At 61.7% G+C, this 17696-nt stretch carries 16 protein-coding genes; 8 read left to right on the top strand and 8 right to left on the bottom strand.

Annotation, left to right across the window (positions count from 1 at the left end; genetic code table 11):
- Positions 1 to 5: 5 nt before the first annotated feature.
- A complete protein-coding gene (locus H163_RS0104010) occupies positions 6 to 581 on the bottom strand; it encodes a YceI family protein (protein ID WP_019963261.1) in 576 nt (191 codons plus the stop codon).
- A gap of 304 nt (positions 582 to 885) precedes the next feature.
- On the opposite strand from H163_RS0104010, the gene H163_RS0104005 reads away from it, so the two are divergent.
- Positions 886 to 1200 carry a DMT family transporter gene (locus tag H163_RS0104005; protein WP_019963260.1) on the top strand — a complete coding sequence of 105 codons (315 nt, stop codon included), beginning with the start codon at positions 886 to 888 and terminating at the stop codon, positions 1198 to 1200.
- A 53-nt stretch (positions 1201 to 1253) separates the two neighbouring features.
- On the opposite strand, the gene H163_RS0104000 is transcribed toward H163_RS0104005, so the two are convergent.
- A complete protein-coding gene (locus H163_RS0104000; protein ID WP_026355427.1) occupies positions 1254 to 2420 on the bottom strand; it encodes an acetyl-CoA acetyltransferase in 1167 nt (388 codons plus the stop codon).
- A gap of 454 nt (positions 2421 to 2874) precedes the next feature.
- Between H163_RS0104000 and H163_RS22155 the strand changes: the two genes are divergently transcribed.
- Positions 2875 to 3621: a glycosyltransferase gene (locus tag H163_RS22155; RefSeq protein WP_019963258.1), complete on the top strand. Its 747-nt coding sequence runs from the start codon at positions 2875 to 2877 to the stop codon at positions 3619 to 3621.
- Positions 3622 to 3751: 130 nt separating this feature from the next.
- On the opposite strand, the gene H163_RS0103990 is transcribed toward H163_RS22155, so the two are convergent.
- Positions 3752 to 4609 (bottom strand): DUF6492 family protein, encoded by an 858-nt coding sequence (locus H163_RS0103990; RefSeq protein WP_019963257.1) that lies wholly within the window; start codon positions 4607 to 4609, stop codon positions 3752 to 3754.
- A 189-nt stretch (positions 4610 to 4798) separates the two neighbouring features.
- On the opposite strand from H163_RS0103990, the gene H163_RS0103985 reads away from it, so the two are divergent.
- Entirely contained in the window at positions 4799 to 5575 is a 777-nt protein-coding gene (locus H163_RS0103985) for a glycosyltransferase family 2 protein (RefSeq protein WP_019963256.1), read from the top strand.
- 19 nt (positions 5576 to 5594) lie between these two features.
- Here the strand turns inward: H163_RS0103985 and H163_RS0103980 are convergent, their stop codons facing one another.
- Entirely contained in the window at positions 5595 to 6926 is a 1332-nt protein-coding gene (locus H163_RS0103980) for an HD domain-containing phosphohydrolase (protein WP_115336397.1), read from the bottom strand.
- Between the two features lie 222 nt (positions 6927 to 7148).
- On the opposite strand from H163_RS0103980, the gene H163_RS0103975 reads away from it, so the two are divergent.
- On the top strand, positions 7149 to 8369 hold the full coding sequence (locus H163_RS0103975) for a BaiN/RdsA family NAD(P)/FAD-dependent oxidoreductase (RefSeq protein WP_026355426.1): 1221 nt from the start codon (positions 7149 to 7151) through the stop codon (positions 8367 to 8369).
- Entirely contained in the window at positions 8366 to 8827 is a 462-nt protein-coding gene (locus tag H163_RS0103970) for a YaiI/YqxD family protein (protein ID WP_019963253.1), read from the top strand. Before H163_RS0103975 ends, H163_RS0103970 begins: the two co-directional genes overlap by 4 nt.
- A gap of 239 nt (positions 8828 to 9066) precedes the next feature.
- Here the strand turns inward: H163_RS0103970 and H163_RS0103965 are convergent, their stop codons facing one another.
- From H163_RS0103965 to H163_RS0103950, 4 genes are all read right to left on the bottom strand, one after another.
- The gene (locus H163_RS0103965) at positions 9067 to 9474 is read right to left on the bottom strand and encodes a BA14K family protein (protein WP_026355425.1); all 408 of its coding nucleotides are present in this window, start codon (positions 9472 to 9474) and stop codon (positions 9067 to 9069) included.
- A gap of 251 nt (positions 9475 to 9725) precedes the next feature.
- Positions 9726 to 11123, bottom strand: coding sequence for an aspartate aminotransferase family protein (locus tag H163_RS0103960; protein ID WP_019963251.1), 1398 nt, complete (start codon positions 11121 to 11123; stop codon positions 9726 to 9728).
- Between the two features lie 64 nt (positions 11124 to 11187).
- Positions 11188 to 12597: a glutamine synthetase family protein gene (locus tag H163_RS0103955; protein ID WP_051105322.1), complete on the bottom strand. Its 1410-nt coding sequence runs from the start codon at positions 12595 to 12597 to the stop codon at positions 11188 to 11190.
- Between the two features lie 173 nt (positions 12598 to 12770).
- On the bottom strand, positions 12771 to 13523 hold the full coding sequence (locus H163_RS0103950) for a GntR family transcriptional regulator (RefSeq protein ID WP_019963249.1): 753 nt from the start codon (positions 13521 to 13523) through the stop codon (positions 12771 to 12773).
- Positions 13524 to 13683: 160 nt separating this feature from the next.
- On the opposite strand from H163_RS0103950, the gene H163_RS0103945 reads away from it, so the two are divergent.
- The 3 genes from H163_RS0103945 to H163_RS0103935 all read left to right on the top strand — a co-directional run bounded on the left by H163_RS0103945 (position 13684) and on the right by H163_RS0103935 (position 17620).
- Positions 13684 to 15069 carry a glutamine synthetase family protein gene (locus H163_RS0103945; RefSeq protein WP_019963248.1) on the top strand — a complete coding sequence of 462 codons (1386 nt, stop codon included), beginning with the start codon at positions 13684 to 13686 and terminating at the stop codon, positions 15067 to 15069.
- Positions 15070 to 15273: 204 nt separating this feature from the next.
- Complete coding sequence (locus H163_RS0103940; protein WP_026355423.1) at positions 15274 to 16362, top strand: polyamine ABC transporter substrate-binding protein; 1089 nt, start codon at positions 15274 to 15276, stop codon at positions 16360 to 16362.
- A gap of 100 nt (positions 16363 to 16462) precedes the next feature.
- Positions 16463 to 17620 (top strand): ABC transporter ATP-binding protein, encoded by a 1158-nt coding sequence (locus H163_RS0103935; RefSeq protein ID WP_019963246.1) that lies wholly within the window; start codon positions 16463 to 16465, stop codon positions 17618 to 17620.
- The last annotated feature ends 76 nt before the right edge of the window (positions 17621 to 17696 follow it).

The following is a 17696-nucleotide window of genomic DNA, read 5'->3' as shown; positions in this document are numbered from 1 at the left end:
AATGCTTACTGAGCCTTGGATGCCTCGGCATGCAGCACGATGGTCACGCCGTCACCCACATACGGGGTGTACATGTCCATGCCGAAGTCAGAGCGCTTGATGGTGGTGGTGCCGGCAAAGCCAACCCACGGCTTCTTTTCCATCGGGTGTTCGCCCATGGCGGTCACGGTCACGTCCAGCGTGGCGGGCTTGGTGATGCCCTTGATGGTCAGGTCGCCGTCGATCTGCAGCGTCTGCTCACCAGTCTTGGTCACCTTGGAGCTCTTGAACGAGGCTTCCGGGAACTTGGCGGTGTCGAAGAAATCGGCGCTCTTGAAGTGGGTATCACGTTCGGCCCAGAAGGTGTCCAGGCTGTTGGTGTCGATGGTCATTTCGAGCGAGGAGTTCTCCGGCTGATCGGCATCGATCATCAGCTTGGCATCCCAGGTGCCGAAACGGCCATCGGTGGTGGAATAGCCAAGGTGGTTGTAGGAGAACGAAAGGTTGGAATGGCTCTTGTCGAATTCATAGGCCACAGGAGCGGCCAGAACCGGCGCGGTCAGCAGGCCGAGAGCAAGGGCAGAGGCGGCAAGACGGATCATCAGAAATCTCCGGACAGAAAAGTGTCTGAACAGGGCGCTTTGTCGCAGCCCAAGGGACTATGTAATGATTTTTCCGCACTGCACAACTTGACGCACCGTTTCCATTAAATGAACAGTTCTCAAATGCAGGCGCGAACAGGTAAAATATTGTTGATCAATTGATTGTCCAGGAAACCACATTTTTCAAGCGGAAAATGGCAGCTTGACCCGTTTCTCTCCCGGTCCCATATGAGGGCATCAGAGGACGGCCTCGCTGCCCGGTCATGGGCGCCAGAATTCCGGGACGGCCCGCAAAGAGGTCAATATGTCCTGGATTTATCTGCTTGCTGCCGGAGTTCTCGAAGTCGTCTGGGCCTATGCGATGAAGCTGTCAGACGGTTTCACAAGGCCTGTCCCGACCCTTGTCATGATCGTCGGCATGATCGGCTCCTTCGCGCTGCTGACGCTTGCCATGCGCGATCTGCCGCTTGGCACGGCCTACACCATCTGGACCGGCATTGGCGCTGTGGGAGCCTTTGTGCTTGGCGTCATCATGCTCGGCGAAGTGGTCTCGCCTGCGCGTGTGGCGGCAGCGCTTCTCATCATCAGTGGCATCGTGCTGATGAAGGTCTCTTCCTGAGCTGACACGTCTTTGGGCCAGAGCCTCTGCTCCGGCCCAAAGACAGATTCAAATCACTTCAGCGCCTGCAGGATCGACACATAGTTGGCGACGGCCGCGCCGCCCATGTTGAAGATGCCGCCGACTTCGGCATTCTTCACCTGAATGCCGCCCGCTTCCCCAGTCAGCTGCATGGCCGTCAGCACGTGCATGGACACGCCCGTGGCGCCGATCGGGTGGCCCTTGGCCTTCAGACCGCCGGATGGGTTGACCGGCAGCTTGCCGTCCATTTCGGTCCAGCCTTCAAGGATGGCACGCGCGCCCTGGCCTTCCGGCGCAAGCCCCATGGCCTCGTATTCGATCAGCTCGGCGATGGTGAAGCAGTCGTGTGTTTCAACGAAGGACAGGTCCTCCAGACCCATCCGCGCCTGCGTCAGGGCCTGCCCCCAGGCATGGCGGCAGCCATCGAACTTCAGAATGTCGCGCTTGGACATGGGCAGGTAATCCTGCACATGGGCGAGCGAGCGGAAGGCAACAGCCTTCTTCATGCCAAGAGCAGTGGCCGTATCCGTCAGCACCAGAGCGGCTGCGCCATCCGAGACAAGCGAGCAGTCCGTGCGCTTCAGCGGGCCTGCGACGAAGGGGTTCTTCTCGCCTTCATTGCGGCAGAACTCGTAGCCGAGGTCCTTGCGCATCTGGGCATAAGGGTTGTTGACGCCGTTCTTGTGGTTCTTGGCGGCAATGCGGGCAAGTGCGTCCGACTGGTCGCCGTGGCGCTGGAAATAGGTCTCTGCAATCTTGCCGAAGACACCAGCGAAGCCGCCTTGAACGTCACCTTCTTCAGCAAGATAGGAGGCTTTGAGCAGGTTGCGGCCAATTTCCGGCCCCGGCGTCGTGGTCATCTGCTCGACACCCACGACCAGCACGAAACGCGCTGCGCCCGCACTGATGGCACGCACGCCCATATGAACCGCCGTGCTGCCGGTTGCACAGGCGTTCTCCACGCGGGTGGCGGGGGTGAAGCGCAGGGCAGGGTCCGCCTGCAACACCAGCGAGGCCGTGAAATCCTGGGCAGAGAAGCCGCCGTTGAAATGGCCGAGATAGATCTCGCCGATATCCTTCGGCTCCAGACCTGCGTCACTGATGGCGTCAACGGCCACCTTGACGATCATGCTCTCGACGGTTTCCTCCGCGTGCCGGCCAAAAGGCAGGTGCGCCCATCCAACGATTGCCGCTGTCATTCCGGGATCCTCCACTGGCATCCGGCAGCTCCGGCTGCGGATGTCCTTTTCTGTCACGGGGCAAAGCCTCAATTGACTTTAACGTAACATAAGCCCGTCCCGCGCCGCATGGCCAGCAGGTTTTGCCTCCTCTGTTTGGGGGAGTGTCTGGCACCGTCAGAACCCGGTCGCGGGCGGAAAATGTATCTGACTGCCCCCCAGGTCATACGCCTGTCATCAAAAGCCCCGATAAGAGCGTCATTCCATACGTAAAAATTACTTAAAGTGTTGCCGAAAGTTTTGAGGCCGGGTTCCGTCGGAACCCGGCCTTTTTGTGCGTATGGCTGGTGGCGCGCCAGCCGGTTGCCAGCCACATGGCCAAATGGTATCTGCGGCTTATTCCGGCCCCGGTGACGCAGTTGCGCAAACTCCGGTGGCTAGGTCCTCAAATGCGCAAAAGAGGCATGCAAATCCGATGACTGCTGCGGCCGAAATTCCCGGAACTGTCACGATCTGCGTCACCAGCTGCGGGCGGCTGGATCTGCTGGCCGAGACGCTTGCCTCCTTCCGCCGGTTCAACACGGGCGGCAAATTTCTGATCCATGAGGATTCCAGAGACGGCGCCATCATCGATGAAGTGCGGCGGACCTACCCCTGGGCGGAAGTTATCTCCAGTCCCGAGCGCATGGGCCTGATGGCCTCCATCGACAGGCTCTATTCGACGGCCACAACGCCCTACATCTTCCATCTGGAAGATGACTGGCAGTTCGATGGTCCGGTCAACTGGGAAGCTGCGATCCGGGCACTGGAGACCCATCCGGAAATCGCCAATGTGTCGCTGCGTGCCTATGACGAGATCAAGGAAAAGTTCCGGGAGAAGTCGGATCCGCTGGCGGTTGCGGGCGTTGATTTCCGCCTGATGCGGGCTGATGCCCATCCCGAGTTCTTCGGCTGGTCCAGCAATCCGGGGCTGATCACCAAGGCGCTGTACGAATCCTATGCGCCTTTTGCCCAGCATTTCCATGACAAGATGTCGGCCGTCATCAAGCAGGATGGCAAGCGCGTTGCCTATCTGCTGCCGGGTGTTGCGCGGCATATCGGCCAGAAGCGCAATGTAACTGACCCGACGATGCCACCGCGGCCGAAAAGCAAGCTCGGCAAGCTGATGCGCTCCATCCGCAAGAAGCTCTATTACGCGGGCCTGCGCAAGGATCCGTTCTGACGCGGATGCTCGTCCCTTAAAGACGGGTTATACCAAGGATTTCGATGCTGACGCATCATGCCTTTAAAATGCTCAAGCGCCGCGCGGGCTTAACCAATGCTCGATGAGCCAGGCTCATCGAGCATTGGTATTAGTCGGTCTTCACATGATTGGAGATGAACCGGGACAGGCGCAGCCGCATGCCTTTCAGGAACGTGCCCTTCTTGGTCCGCTTCACATTGTAGAAGTAGCGGTGCCGGTAGCCGAAGTCCTGATGCTCGCAGACGAACGTCCCGTAAAGCTCGTATTCCGAGAAGTGGTCTGCCCTGTCCTTCACCAGTGACTGAAGCGCTTCCAGCCAGGGCTGGTTGAAGCGCTGCTCAATGTGAGCCTGCAGGGCGGCCATGGCCCCGCGCCGGAAGATCATCGTGTGCGCCACCAGTGACCATGGAAACTGCTTCGGGCGGCCGAGGGCTTTCTCGACAAAGCTGTTCCAGCCGGGGTTTTCATCGTCTGCCGTGAACAGCCAGTAGTGTCCTTCGGCGCTGATATAGCTGGCCGGGCGGTTGATGAAGGTGTCCGCATCCAGAACGATGCAGCTTTCTGACCCGATGTAGGCAGGCCAGCTGAGCTTGATGATCTGCTGGGTGATCCAGCCGCTGCGTTTCTTGCCCTCACTGTCCGTGAAGCCCTGTGCGGAGAAGTCTGCGGGCAACACCTGCGCTTCCGGGATGATGCGCACCGCGCAACCGTCGACCGAGAAGCCGTCCAGCTCTGCGCAGGCTTTCGCCGTGCCCACAAGGACGAGCTCATCAACAGGCTGAACAAGGTTTTTCAGCGTCGTGCTGATATGCTCGCGGAAGAAGGGCAGGTCCTTTTCATGCAAGGGGATCAGCAGCGCGCTGGCAAAGGGGGAGGGTTTGTCGCCGCGCAGGAACCAGATCAGCACATAGTTGCACAGATTATGCCGCAGCCTGCGGAAGCGTCTGAGAAATGCGCCTTGCATCATGTGCCTGCCGTCCTGTCTCTCGGAGGAGTTTCCTCTCGGGGGCTTCGCCGTGTGGGCCTGTTTATCCATCCCGCTTGATCCGATCAAACTTTTCCGCAATACCTCGCAGCCGGACAGCCCGTGACGCAGTGCTTCCCGTTTCCGCCTGTCCGCCTGCTTTCAAGCCCGTTTCTCCGGTCTGGTGGTTGCATGTCCGACGTTTCTGCCCCGATCTCCGTCCTGATCCGCTGCTTCAACGAAGGAGACCGCATCGGCCGCACCTTGCAGAGCGTGCAGGGGCTGGGGCGGGAGATCGTCGTCATCGACTCCGGCTCGACCGATGGCACGGTGGCCATATGCCATTCTTTCGGGGCACGGGTGATCAGCAATCCGTGGGCCGGCTTCGGGCCGCAGCGGAGCTTTGGTGAAAAGCAGTGCCGCAATGACTGGGTCTTCTACATCGATGCCGATGAAGTGGTGACGCCGGAGCTGCGGCAGGAGATTGCTGGCCTGTTCCGGAACGGTGAGCCACAGCACGCCTGCTATCTGGTGCGCAACACCATGGTGCTGCCGGGCGATGACCGGCCGCGCCCCTTTGCCGACTACCGCAAGGTGCCCCGGTTGTACAATCTGAAACACGCCCGCATCCGGCTGGAGCCGTCCTACGACCGCATGGATGTGGATGAAGGCTTCACCACCGGCATCCTGAAGGGCCGGCAGCATCACTTCTCGTTCCGCACCTGGGGTCACGCGATTGCCAAGCTGAACTACACGTCAGATCTGGCGGCTGCCACACAGAAGAAAAAGAACGGGCTGCTGCTGCGCCTGCGTCTCGTCACCGAATTTCCGGTCGAGATGCTGAAGTACCTGATCATGCGGCGCTTTATCTTTGCAGGCTGGAAGGGCTATGCCTTTGCGACGATCCAGTCCTTTGGCCGGTTCGTGCGCATCCTCAAGATGCTCGACAAGCAGCGGTCCTCCAGTTGAGAGCACTGGTTCTGTCTGCCTAGCCGATAAGGTTTTCTGTCACTGCGGTCATGCCCTGCTGCTGCTGCGAGCCATCCAACTGGGCGTGGACCTGCTGTCCCTGGCCTGGCGACGGCATCTTGCTGCGGTCGGCCGGAGCTGCCGAGGGGGCTGAGGTTGCACCAGACACAGGATCTGCAAAGAGCACTTCCTGCCGCTTCACCCGGATTGGCTGACGCAGGCCGGTCAGGCGGTCGAACTGCGACAGGCGCTTGATGGTCGTTTCCGTCAGCTGGTGACCGCGTGACAGGACCAGTTCATGGCTGCCATCAGTGATGATGTCGTCGATGAGAATGTCACCGGGACGCAGGGCGCGGATATGGCAGGCGACGGTCTGGAAGCGCTCGGTGAGGCTTTGTTCCGTTTCCAGCAGGCATGCCCTGACGACTTTCAGCAGCGCCGGATCGTATTGCCGCCGGTTGATGTTCAGCGCTTCAAAGGCGGCCAGATCGACGCCCGTGTCCGGGCTTGCGTACCACAGGTCGATCAGGATCTTGAGAATGCGCGAGTGCAGCGGAATGTCCTTGCCGGTCGGGCCATCCGTGGGAAAGCCCGAGCCATCAAAGCCTCTGCCCGAGTAATACAGCACCTCGGCAATCCGCTCGAACTGGGGAATGTTGCGCAACAGATCCCGGCTCTGCTCCGGAGCGCGGGCGAGCAATTCACGCTGGGGGTCCGTCAGGGTCTTGGCCGAACGGTAGCGGGAGAGGATTTCCCGCGGCAGCAGCGCCTCACCGAGCGGCGAGAACATGACCGCCATCTCCAGTTCCCAGATCTTCTTGAGCCCGAGCGCCTTGGCCACCTTCAGTGCCTGCTGACGCATGACGGTCGTCTTGCGGAAGGCGTCCGTGTGGAACAGGGCCAGCATGTCGATCAGCAGCTTCACCGAACCGGAGAGTGTCTTCTCCAGCAGGTTCTTCTCCTTCAGAACCCGGTTGTGGTAGGCAAGTCCGGAACGGATGGCATTCTCGATCTCGTCGGCCGGGCATGGCTTCAGCAGATGCATGAGGACATTCGCCTCATTGACCGCCCGTCTTGCCACTTCCAGTGAGCGGTCGGCCGTCAGCATGATGCGGGCCGCAACTGGTGCGAGTTCTGTTACGGATCTCAGAAACTCGATGCCGTTGATGTCGGGCAGATTGAGACTGGAAATGACGACAGCGACAGACGTGTTGCGCTCGATCCAGGCGGTCGCCTCGACGCCGCTGCGAGCCGTGGCTATCTGGAACTTGCTGCCAAGCAGCTGCTGAAACGCCGTCAGCACCTTGACGTCTGCATCGACAACAAGAATAAGCTTCTGTGTCTCCGCCATGATCCAATCTCCATGCATCTGGCCGGGGCTCTGGCGGGCTGATGAGTTCGAAAACCGATTCCCGCCACTCGGGCTCCTGACATCAGCAAGCAGCCCTATTTGCTAATAAAATCCTGTTTGCTGCAAATTTTTAGGGGTAAGCAAAAGGGAAAATGAAATTTTTCCGTAAAATTTTGCGATGCGGCAAGAAATAGGTCTGGAACATCAGGATAAATTGGTAAAATGACGGATGTGGTAATCGTAGGGTCTGGTCCTGCGGGTTTGGCAGCTGCGGATAAACTTTCGGCGGCAGGGAATAAAGTTACGGTCCTCGATCGTATGGCTTCACCTGCGCGCAAGTTTTTGCTGGCAGGCCGCGGCGGGCTCAATCTGACGCATTCCGAAGACATCGGAGCCTTTCTGGAACGCTACGGCAGCGGCCGTCCCTTTCTTGAGCCTTTGATCCACCGGTTTGACCCTCAGACGCTGCGCCGATTTGCCGAAGATCTGGGGCAGGAGACCTTTGTAGGCTCCAGCGGACGTGTGTTTCCGAAGGCGATGAAGGCCTCGCCGCTGCTGCGTGCCTGGCTCGCCAGGCTGGAGAAGCAGGGGGTCACATTCCGCCTGCGTCAGACCTGGGAAGGGCAGGACGCTGAAGGCCGCAATCTCTTCCGCGCTCAGGACGGTTCGCTGGAGGCTCTGCCGGCCCGTGCCACGCTTCTGGCGCTGGGCGGTGGCAGCTGGCCCCGCCTTGGCTCGCGCGGGGACTGGCTCTCCGTGGTGGAAGGCTGGGGTGTGGACGTGGCGCCGCTGCGCCCGTCCAATTGCGGCTTCCTGTGCAACTGGTCACCGTTCTTTGCGGAGCGTTTTGCCGGTCAGCCGCTGAAGCGTATCGAACTGGCGCACGGGGATATCCGCCAGCGCGGGGAGGCGATGATCAGCCGCACGGGCATCGAGGGCGGTGCGGTCTATGCCTTGTCGGCTGCTCTTCGCGAGGCGATCGCCAGCGAGGGAGAAGCTGTGCTCTCCATTGACCTGCGCCCGGACATGGACGTGGCAACGCTCGCCAGCCGCCTGTCGAGGCCACGGGCCAAGCAATCGCTTTCCACCTTCCTGCGCAAGGCTGCGGGCCTGCTGCCCGTGGAAGTGGCGCTCCTGCGGGAGTCCGCAACGCCTCAGGATAGCTCCCCGGAGGCCCTTGCAGCCGCCATCAAGCAGGTGCAGCTGAAGCTGACGGGCACCAGCGGCATGGAACGGGCGATTTCGACGGCCGGGGGCATCCGGCTTGAGGCGCTCGATGAAGGTCTGATGCTGCGCCAGCGTCCCGGTGTCTTTGCCGCCGGGGAAATGCTGGACTGGGAAGCACCCACCGGCGGCTATCTGCTGCAGGCCTGTTTTGCGACGGGCATGGCAGCAGCCGATGGCATTCTCGCCTATCTGGCTGCCGGAAAGGCCTCTGCATGACGGTCATTTACATCGATGCGGATGCCTGCCCGGTGAAGGAAGAGGTGGTGCGCGTCGGAGAGCGGCATGGGCTGCAGATGATCTTCGTCTCCAACGCCTTCATGCGCCTGCCGGAGAGTGAACTGGTGCAGCGGGTGGTCGTGTCCGAGGGATTGGATGTCGCCGACGACTGGATCGCAGAGCGCGCAGCGCCCGGTGATGTCGTCGTGACGGCAGACGTGCCGCTGGCATCCCGCTGCGTCAAGGCAGGTGCCATCGTGCTGGGCCCCTCGGGCAAGCCCTTCCGCGACGTGGGCCTTGCTTTGGCCATGCGGGACCTGAAGACGCATCTGCGTGAAATCGGCGAGATCCGTGAAAGCGGTCCATCCTTCTCCCGGCAGGACCGGTCCCGCTTTCTGCAGGCGCTGGAAAATGCGGTGCGCGGGGCGTTGAGAGCCGCGCCAGGCGGCCAGTCCTGAGATCTGTCAGCTGGCTGGAGCGGAAAAGAAAAGGCCCCCGTCCCGAAGGACGAGGGCCGGTTGGGCTGGCAGTCGTTTGCCAGACAAGATTTTGGGCAAATCAGGCAAGTGCCTGATTCCAGCGCCTCCTGACGGCGCAGGCCTGAAATAAGGCCGCCCTTCGCGAAATTTTAAGTCAAAAAGTCTGGTGCCTGGGCGGCGGGCCGTCCAGGCTAAAGGTCTGCTGAAAACAGTGGTGCCTACTGGCAGAAAACGTAGCGGCCGGAGTAGCTGCGGAAGTAGCCGGTTCTGGGGTCAAACGACCGGTACCGCGACGAGCAGTACTGATACCAGGCCGGGCTCCATGGCGCCGGGCGGTAATGAACCGGTGCCGGCTGCTGGTAATAGACGCGGGGCGCCGGACGGTAATGATAGACCGGTGGCGGCGGCGGGGCCACGTAGACCGGTGCAGGATAGCGCGGCGCAGACAGGGCCGAGCCAATGAGCGCCCCGGCTGCAAGCCCGCCAACAATGGCAGCGCCTGTCTCCCAGCCATGGCCGTGATGACGGTGGTGGCGGCGGCCTGCCTCCGCCGTAGAGACAGCTGCAAGCACAACGGCTGCTGACAGAAGCGATGCCGACGCTATTCTGGTCGCTCGGCTCAACATGGCGAAGCCCCCTTCTCCGGAAGATTCTGCCTTTCTGGCCGGGCCAGACGGGCAGCTCTGTCTTGAGTTCATGGTGACAACGTAGCCGGAGCCGTGTTGTTCCACTGTGATGGCGGTCACGTTACGGAATGATAATGTTCAACAGGTTTGTGGCAGGAGATGGGCGCGCAGTGAAATGAGCCTTGAATGCAAAATCCCCCGCAGGGCGGCGGCCATGCGGCGGACCATGCGATCTTGCGAAGTTGGCCGTTTCAGGCGGCGACCTTGCCCTGACGCTTCAGCTCGGCCCAGGTGTCGTCCAGCGTCTTGCGGGCGAGGGCGACGAGCTGGTCGGCTTCATCGTGGCTGATGACCAGCGGCGGGGAGATGATCATGCTGTCGCGCACGGCGCGCATGATCAGCCCGTTGCCGAAGGAAATGTCGCGGCAGAGGGTGCCGACGGTGCCGGTGTCGGCAAAGGCCTTCTTGCGGTTGCCCTTTTCCGGTACCAGCTCCAGCGCGCCGACAAGCCCGGTCATGCGGGCTTCACCCACCAGCGGATGATCGCCAAGCGCACGCCAGCGGGCCTGCAGGTAGGGGCCGATGTCATTGGCCACCCGCTCCACCAGCTTCTCGCGCTGGATGATCTCAAGATTGACCAGAGCTGCGGCCGCGCAGGCCGGGTGGCCGGAGTAGGTGTAGCCGTGATAGAACTCGCCGCCCTTGCCGATGACGCCTTCTGCCACCTTGTCCGACACCAGCACGCCGCCCATGGGCAGGTAGCCGGAAGTCAGGCCCTTGGCGATTGGCATCAGGTCCGGCTCAATGCCGAAATACTCGGAGCCGAACCAGGTGCCGAGGCGGCCAAAGCCGCAGATCACCTCGTCGGCGACGAAAAGAATGTCGCGTTCCTTCAGGATGCGGGAGATTTCCGGCCAGTAGGTCGAGGGCGGAATGATGACGCCGCCAGCCCCCTGAATCGGCTCGGCGATGAAGGCAGCCACCTTGTCCTCACCGATCTCGTCAATCGCACGCTCAAGCTGGCGGGCGACGGCGATGCCGAAGTCTTCCGGAGACATGTCGCCGCCCTCGCCGAACCAGTAGGGCTGGTCGATGTGGCGCACGCCCGGCACCGGCAAATCGCCCTGCTCGTGCATCGCCTTCATGCCGCCAAGGCTGGTGCCGGCCAGCGTCGAGCCGTGATAGCCGTTCCAGCGGCCGATGATCACCTTCTTCCCGGGCTTGCCCATCTGGTCCCAGTAGAAGCGGACCATGCGGAATACGGTGTCGTTGGCCTCGGAGCCGGACGAACAGAAAAAGGTGCGGTTGAAATTCGGCGGGGCGATTTCCGCCAGCTTCTCCGACAGGGCGATGACCGGCGGATGGGTCGTCTTGAAGAAGGTGTTGTAGTAGGGCAGTTCCAGCATCTGCTTGTAAACCGCCTCGGCGACTTCCTCGCGGCCATGGCCGATCTGGGCGCACCACAGGCCGGCCATGCCGTCCAGAATGCGGTTGCCATCGGAATCGGTCAGCCAAACGCCCTTGGCATTGGTGATCACCCGGCTGCCTTCCGCATTGAGCTGGAGCGTATCCGTGAAGGGATGGAAATGATGTGCCGCATCAAGGGCACGCAGCTCTGCGGTCGGGTAGCGGTTGGATACACCGGTCATTTCAGGCTCCGTCGGGCGTTAAGGCCGGGCAGGGGCTGGAGTTGCGCCCCCGCCCGGCGGGATTTCAGACATTGAGCAGGAGGTATTCCCGCTCCCAGGGGCTGATCACGGACATGAAGGTCTCAAACTCTTCCTGCTTGATCGCCCGGTAGGTGGCGACGAACTTCTCGCCGAAGACCTCGGTGAGTTCCTCGCATTCCTCGAAAAGCGTCACCGCCTCGATCAGGCCGCGCGGCAGCGACTGCTGGATGTTGCTGGCATCGGACATGCGCGGCTCATCCGGCTGCAGCTTGCCCTCGATGCCGAGATAGCCGCAGGCGAGGGAGGCCGCGATGGCGAGATAGGGGTTCACATCCGAGCCGGGCACCCGGTTTTCGAGGCGGCGTGCATCGGGCTTGGAATAGGGCACGCGCAGGCCGACCGTGCGGTTGTCGTAGCCCCAGTAGACGTTGACCGGTGCCGCCGTGTTGCGGGAGAAGCGGCGGTAGGAGTTCACGTAAGGGGCCATCAGGCAGGTCACGTTCGGCAGGTACTGCTGGTGGCCGGCGATGAAGGACAGGAACTCGCGCGTCGCCTCGCCATCCTCGTTGGAGAAGATGTTGCGGCCGGTCTCCATGTCCGTCAGCGACTGGTGGATGTGCATGGCAGAGCCCGGCTGGTTCGACATGGGCTTGGCCATGAAGGTGGCATACATGTCATGCCGCAGCGCTGCTTCGCGGATGGTGCGCTTGAACAGGAACACCTGATCGGCCAGTTCCAGCGGATGGCCGTGGCGCAGGTTGATCTCCATCTGCGCCGCGCCTTCCTCGTGGATCAGCGTGTCGATTTCCAGCCCCTGCTTTTCCGACAGGTCGTAGATATCGTCGATGAGATCATCGAACTCGTTCAGCGCCGAGATGGAATAGGACTGGCGTCCGGCTTCCGGGCGGCCCGACCGGCCGGTCGGCGGCTCCAGCGGGTAATCTGGGTCGGTGTTGGGGCGCACGAGATAGAACTCGATTTCCGGCGCGATCACCGGCTGCCAGCCCTTTTCCTCATAAAGGCCGAGCACGCGCTTGAGCACGTTGCGCGGCGCGGTCTCCACCGGAATGCCGTCACGGGTGTAGGCATCGTGGATCAGCTGCGCCGTCGGATCGGTTTCCCACGGAACGGTGGTCAGCGTCGAATAGTCGGGGCGGAAATAGAGGTCGCCGTCGATCGGATTGTGCTGGAAACGGTCATCATCCTCCGGATAGTCACCGGAAATCGTCTGGGCGAAGATCGAGGACGGCATGGTCATGACCGGGCCGGAGAGAAATTTCTCCGCCGGCATCATCTTGCCGCGTGCAACGCCGGCAAGGTCCGGGGCAATACATTCGATGTCTTCGATGCCACGCTCGGCAAGCCAGGTCTGGGCCGCCGCCATATCCGCCACGCCGCGCGGGCTCGTCACGGGCTGGGCTTTCTTCTTCTTGCTCACGCTGGGCTCCTGCATATCGGTGTCAGCCCGGATTGGCGCATGCCGCATTGCAACGCCGGGCGCAGGCATCTTGCGCCCGGATGGCGTTCCGTCAAGCAGATGCAGTTTTCCGGTTCCTCTTGCCGGTTGATGAGCTGCATCCTCGTCCGTCCAGTTATTCTGATTTTGTGATCACAAAATGCGTGCGGTCAACTGTTTTCTGTTCGAGCCGGTTGGCCGGTCCGTCCCTGGGCCTGTTCGATGAAGTCCATGCCATCCTGAATGTCTGCAGCAATGGCGGCGGCGAGCGCCTCGTCCTTGCGCTGGCGGATGGCAGCTATGGCCTCCTTGTGATGGTCCACCAGAACGGCCGTGCCAAGGCGCCCATAGACGGTGCGCATGAAGGGGGCGAATTGCAGCCATAGGCTCTCCACCAAAGGCAGCAGCACCGTGGAGCGGGCGGCGGAATAGATGCGGAAGTGGAAGGCATGGTTGAGCCGCATGTAGCCTTCCGCATCGCCGCTGGCGATGCTGACATCCATGCGGTTGTCGATGTCCTCGAGCTCCTTCGCATCGGCCTTGCCTAGGGCGGGAAGGGCGCGGCGGGCCAGCTCCGGTTCCAGCAGCAGACGGGCGCGCAGGATCTCGTCAAAGCGCTCGGGCGTCATGTCCGGCACCTGCACCCGGCCGCTGGCCCGGATCGACAGGGCGTTTTCGGCAGCCAGCCGCTGGATCACCTCGCGCACCGGCATCGGGCTGACGCCAAGCTCGGCAGCAAGGCCGCGCAAGGTCACGGCCTTGCCGGGTATGAAGCGGCCCGTGATCAGAGCGTGGCGGATGCTGCGGTCCACATGGCCGCGCGCCACACCGCGCTCGGCGGTTTTTTCATAGCCCTGCTCCTGGGGGCGGTGTGCTGCAGCACCCGCTGGCGGGGGCTCGTTCGAGGCTCCGGTCTTTGCCACTTTGGCTGGCCCTTTCGGTCTTGCATTTCAGGCAGGCATGCTTGCCGCTTGGGCAGACGCGCTTGACAGTCCTTCTGCAACGTGATCACAATTTGCCTCACGGTGCAACTGCGGGCCACAAGGCCGTGCGGACACCGCTGACGCCGGAAGGAGAGCCATCATGCATACGATTCCCCGCCAGACCTGGGTGCGCCCGGAGGATGAGGGTTGGGAGGAGGTGCTGGAGCGCTTTCTGGCTGAGCACCCGGACATCGACACCTTTGAGGTGATCCTGCCGGACACCAATGGCGTGCTGCGCGGCAAGTGGCTGCCTGGCACGGCAATCCGCAAGGTGTTCGAGGAAGGCGTTGCGCTGCCCTTCGCGCTGTTCGGCGTGGACGTCTGGGGGCGTGAGGTGGAGGAAACCGGCCTTCACATCGAGACGGGCGATATGGACGGCGTGTGCTGGCCGATTGCCCGCACGCTGACACTGGTGCCCTGGGCCGCCCGCAAGACGGCACAGGTTCTGATGCACATGTATGACCGGGAGGGCAAACCCTTCCTCATCGACCCGCGCCATGTGCTGGACCGGATGAACGGCAAGCTCGCCAGCCACGGACTGTCGGCGACGGCGGCCTTCGAACTGGAATTCTATCTCTTCGAGGAAAGCGAAGGCGACTGGAGCGGGCCGCCGAAGCCGGTCTTTGCCACCCATCTCGGCCCGGCCCGGCAGAACATGTATGCCCTGTCGGATCTTGAATCGCTGATGACGCTGGTGGACGAGATCCGGCGCGGTGCCGAGTTGCAGGGCATTCCGGCCGATGCGGCCGTGTCGGAAGCAGCGCCCGGACAGTTCGAGCTTAACCTGCATCACCGGCGCGATGCGCTGATGGCCGCCGATGATGCCGTGCTGCTGCGCCGGCTCGTGGCGGGTGTTGCCCGCAAGCACAGCCTCAAGGCTTCGTTCATGGCCAAGCCGTTCGTCGACTGGCCCGGCAACGGCATGCATGTGCACGTGTCGCTGGAGAACGAGCAAGGCAACATTTTCGCTGACCCGGTGGAGGGGGAGACACGCCTCCAGCACGCCATCGCCGGTCTGCTCGACACCATGCCCCAGTCGCTGCTGCTCTATATCTCCACTTTCAACGGCTTCCGCCGCATGCAGCCGGGTTCCTACGCACCGACATCGATCTGCTGGGGCTATGACAACCGCTCGGTGGCCTTACGCGTTCCGGCCAGCAAGCCGGCTGCCTCGCGCATCGAGCACAGGATCGCGGGCGCAGATGCCAACCCCTATCTGGTGCTCACCGGTGTCATTGCAGGGATGCTGGAAGGCATCAGCGCCGGGGTGATGCCGCCGCCGCCGGTCGAGGGCAACGCCTATGAGAAGGGCTACAAGCGCCTGACGCCCTGGATGGATGAAGCCATCGATGCCTTCGTTGCCTCGGAGCGGATGAAGGAAGCGGTCGGGGCCCACATGCACAAGGTCCTGACTGACATCAAGCGCGAGGAACTGACGTCTTTTGGCCGCGAGATTTCCAGCCTGGAGCGGCAGACATATTTGTGACGTGCAACCGTGCTGAAAGGAAAGGCGGAGGGTGCCGCAAAAATGATCGCCGGAGGGCTATCAAGCTGTTGAGCCTTTGAGATTTCGCTTCTAGTCTCACTGGCAATGGCATAGACGCTGGCCGGTCGCGGCCACGCCTCCGGCACGGCGGCTATGCGAGAAAAACCGGGCGCAGGCCCGCTGCAATCAGTGGAGACGGAACAGATGTTGAAGGTCATTCTTTCAGGTGTCGCGCTCACCGCCATTCTGGCAGGCACTGCAACCGCGCAGGAGCGCGTGGTGAATGTCTACAACTGGTCGGATTATATCGACGAATCGATCCTGACTGACTTCACCAAGGAGACCGGCATCCGCGTCGTCTACGACGTCTTTGACAGCAACGAGACGGTCGAGACCAAGCTGCTGGCCGGTGGCACCGGCTATGACATCGTGGTTCCGACGGGCACTTTCCTTGGCCGCCAGATCCAGGCTGGTGTGTTCCAGAAGCTCGACAAGTCCAAACTGCCGAACCTCGTGCACATGTGGCCGGAAATTTCCGAGCGCCTGACCAAGTATGACCCGGGCAACGAGCATGCCATCAACTACATGTGGGGCACCACCGGCATCGGCTACAACGTCGACAAGATCAAGGAGCGCATGCCTGACGCTCCGATCGGCAGCTGGGATCTGGTGTTCAAGCCGGAGGTAGTCTCCAAATTTGCCGACTGCGGCATCTTCGTGCTCGACACGCCGGAAGAAATCATTCCGGCAGCGCTGAACTATCTGGGTCTCAACCCGGACAGCGACAATGCTGATGACATCGAAAAGGCCGGCGAGCTGCTTGCGACGATCAAGCCGTACATCACCAAGTTCCATTCTTCGGAGTACATCAACGCACTGGCCAATGGTGATGCCTGCATCGCCGTGGGCTGGTCCGGGGACATCCTGCAGGCGCGCGACCGTGCCGCAGAAGCCAACAATGGCGTCACCGTCGAGTACACGATCCCGAAGGAAGGCGCGCTGATGTGGTTCGACAACATGGCGATCCCGGCTGACGCCAAGAACGTTGCCGAGGCGCATGAGTTCCTGAACTACATGATGCGTCCGGAAGTCATCGCCAAGGCGTCCAACTATGTGTTCTATGCCAATGGCAACAAGGACAGCCAGCCGCTGCTGAACAAGGAAGTCCTGGAAGACACCGCCATCTACCCGGATGCGGAGACGATCCAGAAGCTCTACACCGTGTCGACCAAGGATGCGAAGATCAACCGCATTCAGAACCGCGTCTGGACCAAGGTCAAGAGCGGCCGCTGACAGTCTCTGCCCCGGCGCGGCACGGGCTGCGCCGGGCTTCTGACCAGGCATCCCAAGGGGTGGGAAGCTGGATTATTTCCGGTAGCGTTGGGGGTGGAATTTGGCCAAGAAACCGATCGGACCGGTACGGCGGTCCTTTGCACCCTGGGAAAATCCCCAGTCGGTCCCTTTCATCGAATTCCGCAATGTGACCAAGCGCTTCGGTGACTTTACCGCCGTTGATAACCTCAGCCTCAAGATCTATGAGCGCGAGTTCTTCGCCCTGCTCGGTGGTTCGGGCTGCGGCAAGACGACGATGATGCGCATGCTGGCCGGCTTCGAAACACCGACCGAAGGCGAGATCCTGCTGGATGGCCAGAGCCTGTCCGGCGTGCCGCCCTACCGCCGCCCCGTCAACATGATGTTCCAGTCCTATGCGCTGTTCCCGCATATGAGTGTCGAGGCCAATATCGCCTTCGGTCTGAAGCAGGACGGCATGGCCAAGGCGGACATCGAGGCGCGCGTGGCCGAAATGCTGCGCCTGACCAAGCTGGAGAAATTCGGCAAGCGCAAGCCGCACCAGCTCTCCGGCGGCCAGCGCCAGCGCGTCGCGCTCGCCCGTTCGCTCGCCAAGCGGCCGAAGGTTCTGCTGCTGGACGAGCCGCTGGGCGCTCTGGACCGCAAGCTGCGCGAGGAAACCCAGTTCGAGCTGATGACGCTTCAGGAAGAGCTTAAGATGACCTTCCTCGTCGTCACGCATGATCAGGAAGAGGCCATGACCATGGCCGACCGTATCGCAGTCATGGATGCGGGCAAGATCATTCAGGTGGCAACGCCTGCCGAAATCTACGAAACGCCGAACAGCCGTTTCGTGGCCGATTTCATCGGCGACATCAATCTGATCGAGGCCACCGTGGCCGAGCGCGGCGAAGGCGGAACGAAACTGTCCGTCAGCGGAGACCATGGCGGCTTCGTCATCGATACGCTGCAGGAAACCGGCGCCGCCGTAGGTGAAACGGTCTGGTATGCTGTCCGTCCCGAAAAAATCACCATCGAGCACGGCACGCACGAGCCGGGCGCGGTCAACAAGGTGAGCGCCGAAGTCTGGGACATTGCCTATCTGGGCGACATGTCCGTCTACCATTCGCGCGCCGGAGAGGGCATGACCATGCGCTCGACAGTGACCAACCGCACCCGTCTCGTCGAACGGCCGATCGGCTGGGATGACAAGGTGGTCCTGTCCTGGGGGCGGGATGCAGGCGTGATCCTCACAAACTGAGGCAGAAGCGCAGAGCGCTGGGCGTCACAGGCCGCAGATCCTGCAGGCATCTGCGGAACGGCTTCTTGGAAGGGAC

This window comes from Pannonibacter phragmitetus DSM 14782, assembly GCF_000382365.1.
Taxonomy (GTDB): Bacteria; Pseudomonadota; Alphaproteobacteria; order Rhizobiales; family Stappiaceae; genus Pannonibacter; species Pannonibacter phragmitetus.
Note: the sequence above shows the minus strand (reverse complement) of the source record. Positions and strands in the feature narration are given on the sequence as shown.

Excerpts from the sequence above, each read along its gene's own strand:
- H163_RS0104010 (WP_019963261.1), bottom strand. The coding sequence starts at position 581 with ATGATCCGTCTTGCCGCCTCTGCCCTTGCTCTCGGCCTGCTGACCGCG.
- H163_RS0104005 (WP_019963260.1), top strand. The coding sequence starts at position 886 with ATGTCCTGGATTTATCTGCTTGCTGCCGGAGTTCTCGAAGTCGTCTGG.
- H163_RS0104000 (WP_026355427.1), bottom strand. The coding sequence starts at position 2,420 with ATGACAGCGGCAATCGTTGGATGGGCGCACCTGCCTTTTGGCCGGCAC.
- H163_RS22155 (WP_019963258.1), top strand. The coding sequence starts at position 2,875 with ATGACTGCTGCGGCCGAAATTCCCGGAACTGTCACGATCTGCGTCACC.
- H163_RS0103990 (WP_019963257.1), bottom strand. The coding sequence starts at position 4,609 with ATGATGCAAGGCGCATTTCTCAGACGCTTCCGCAGGCTGCGGCATAAT.
- H163_RS0103985 (WP_019963256.1), top strand. The coding sequence starts at position 4,799 with ATGTCCGACGTTTCTGCCCCGATCTCCGTCCTGATCCGCTGCTTCAAC.
- H163_RS0103980 (WP_115336397.1), bottom strand. The coding sequence starts at position 6,926 with ATGGCGGAGACACAGAAGCTTATTCTTGTTGTCGATGCAGACGTCAAG.
- H163_RS0103975 (WP_026355426.1), top strand. The coding sequence starts at position 7,149 with ATGACGGATGTGGTAATCGTAGGGTCTGGTCCTGCGGGTTTGGCAGCT.
- H163_RS0103970 (WP_019963253.1), top strand. The coding sequence starts at position 8,366 with ATGACGGTCATTTACATCGATGCGGATGCCTGCCCGGTGAAGGAAGAG.
- H163_RS0103965 (WP_026355425.1), bottom strand. The coding sequence starts at position 9,474 with ATGTTGAGCCGAGCGACCAGAATAGCGTCGGCATCGCTTCTGTCAGCA.
- H163_RS0103960 (WP_019963251.1), bottom strand. The coding sequence starts at position 11,123 with ATGACCGGTGTATCCAACCGCTACCCGACCGCAGAGCTGCGTGCCCTT.
- H163_RS0103955 (WP_051105322.1), bottom strand. The coding sequence starts at position 12,597 with ATGCAGGAGCCCAGCGTGAGCAAGAAGAAGAAAGCCCAGCCCGTGACG.
- H163_RS0103945 (WP_019963248.1), top strand. The coding sequence starts at position 13,684 with ATGCATACGATTCCCCGCCAGACCTGGGTGCGCCCGGAGGATGAGGGT.
- H163_RS0103940 (WP_026355423.1), top strand. The coding sequence starts at position 15,274 with ATGTTGAAGGTCATTCTTTCAGGTGTCGCGCTCACCGCCATTCTGGCA.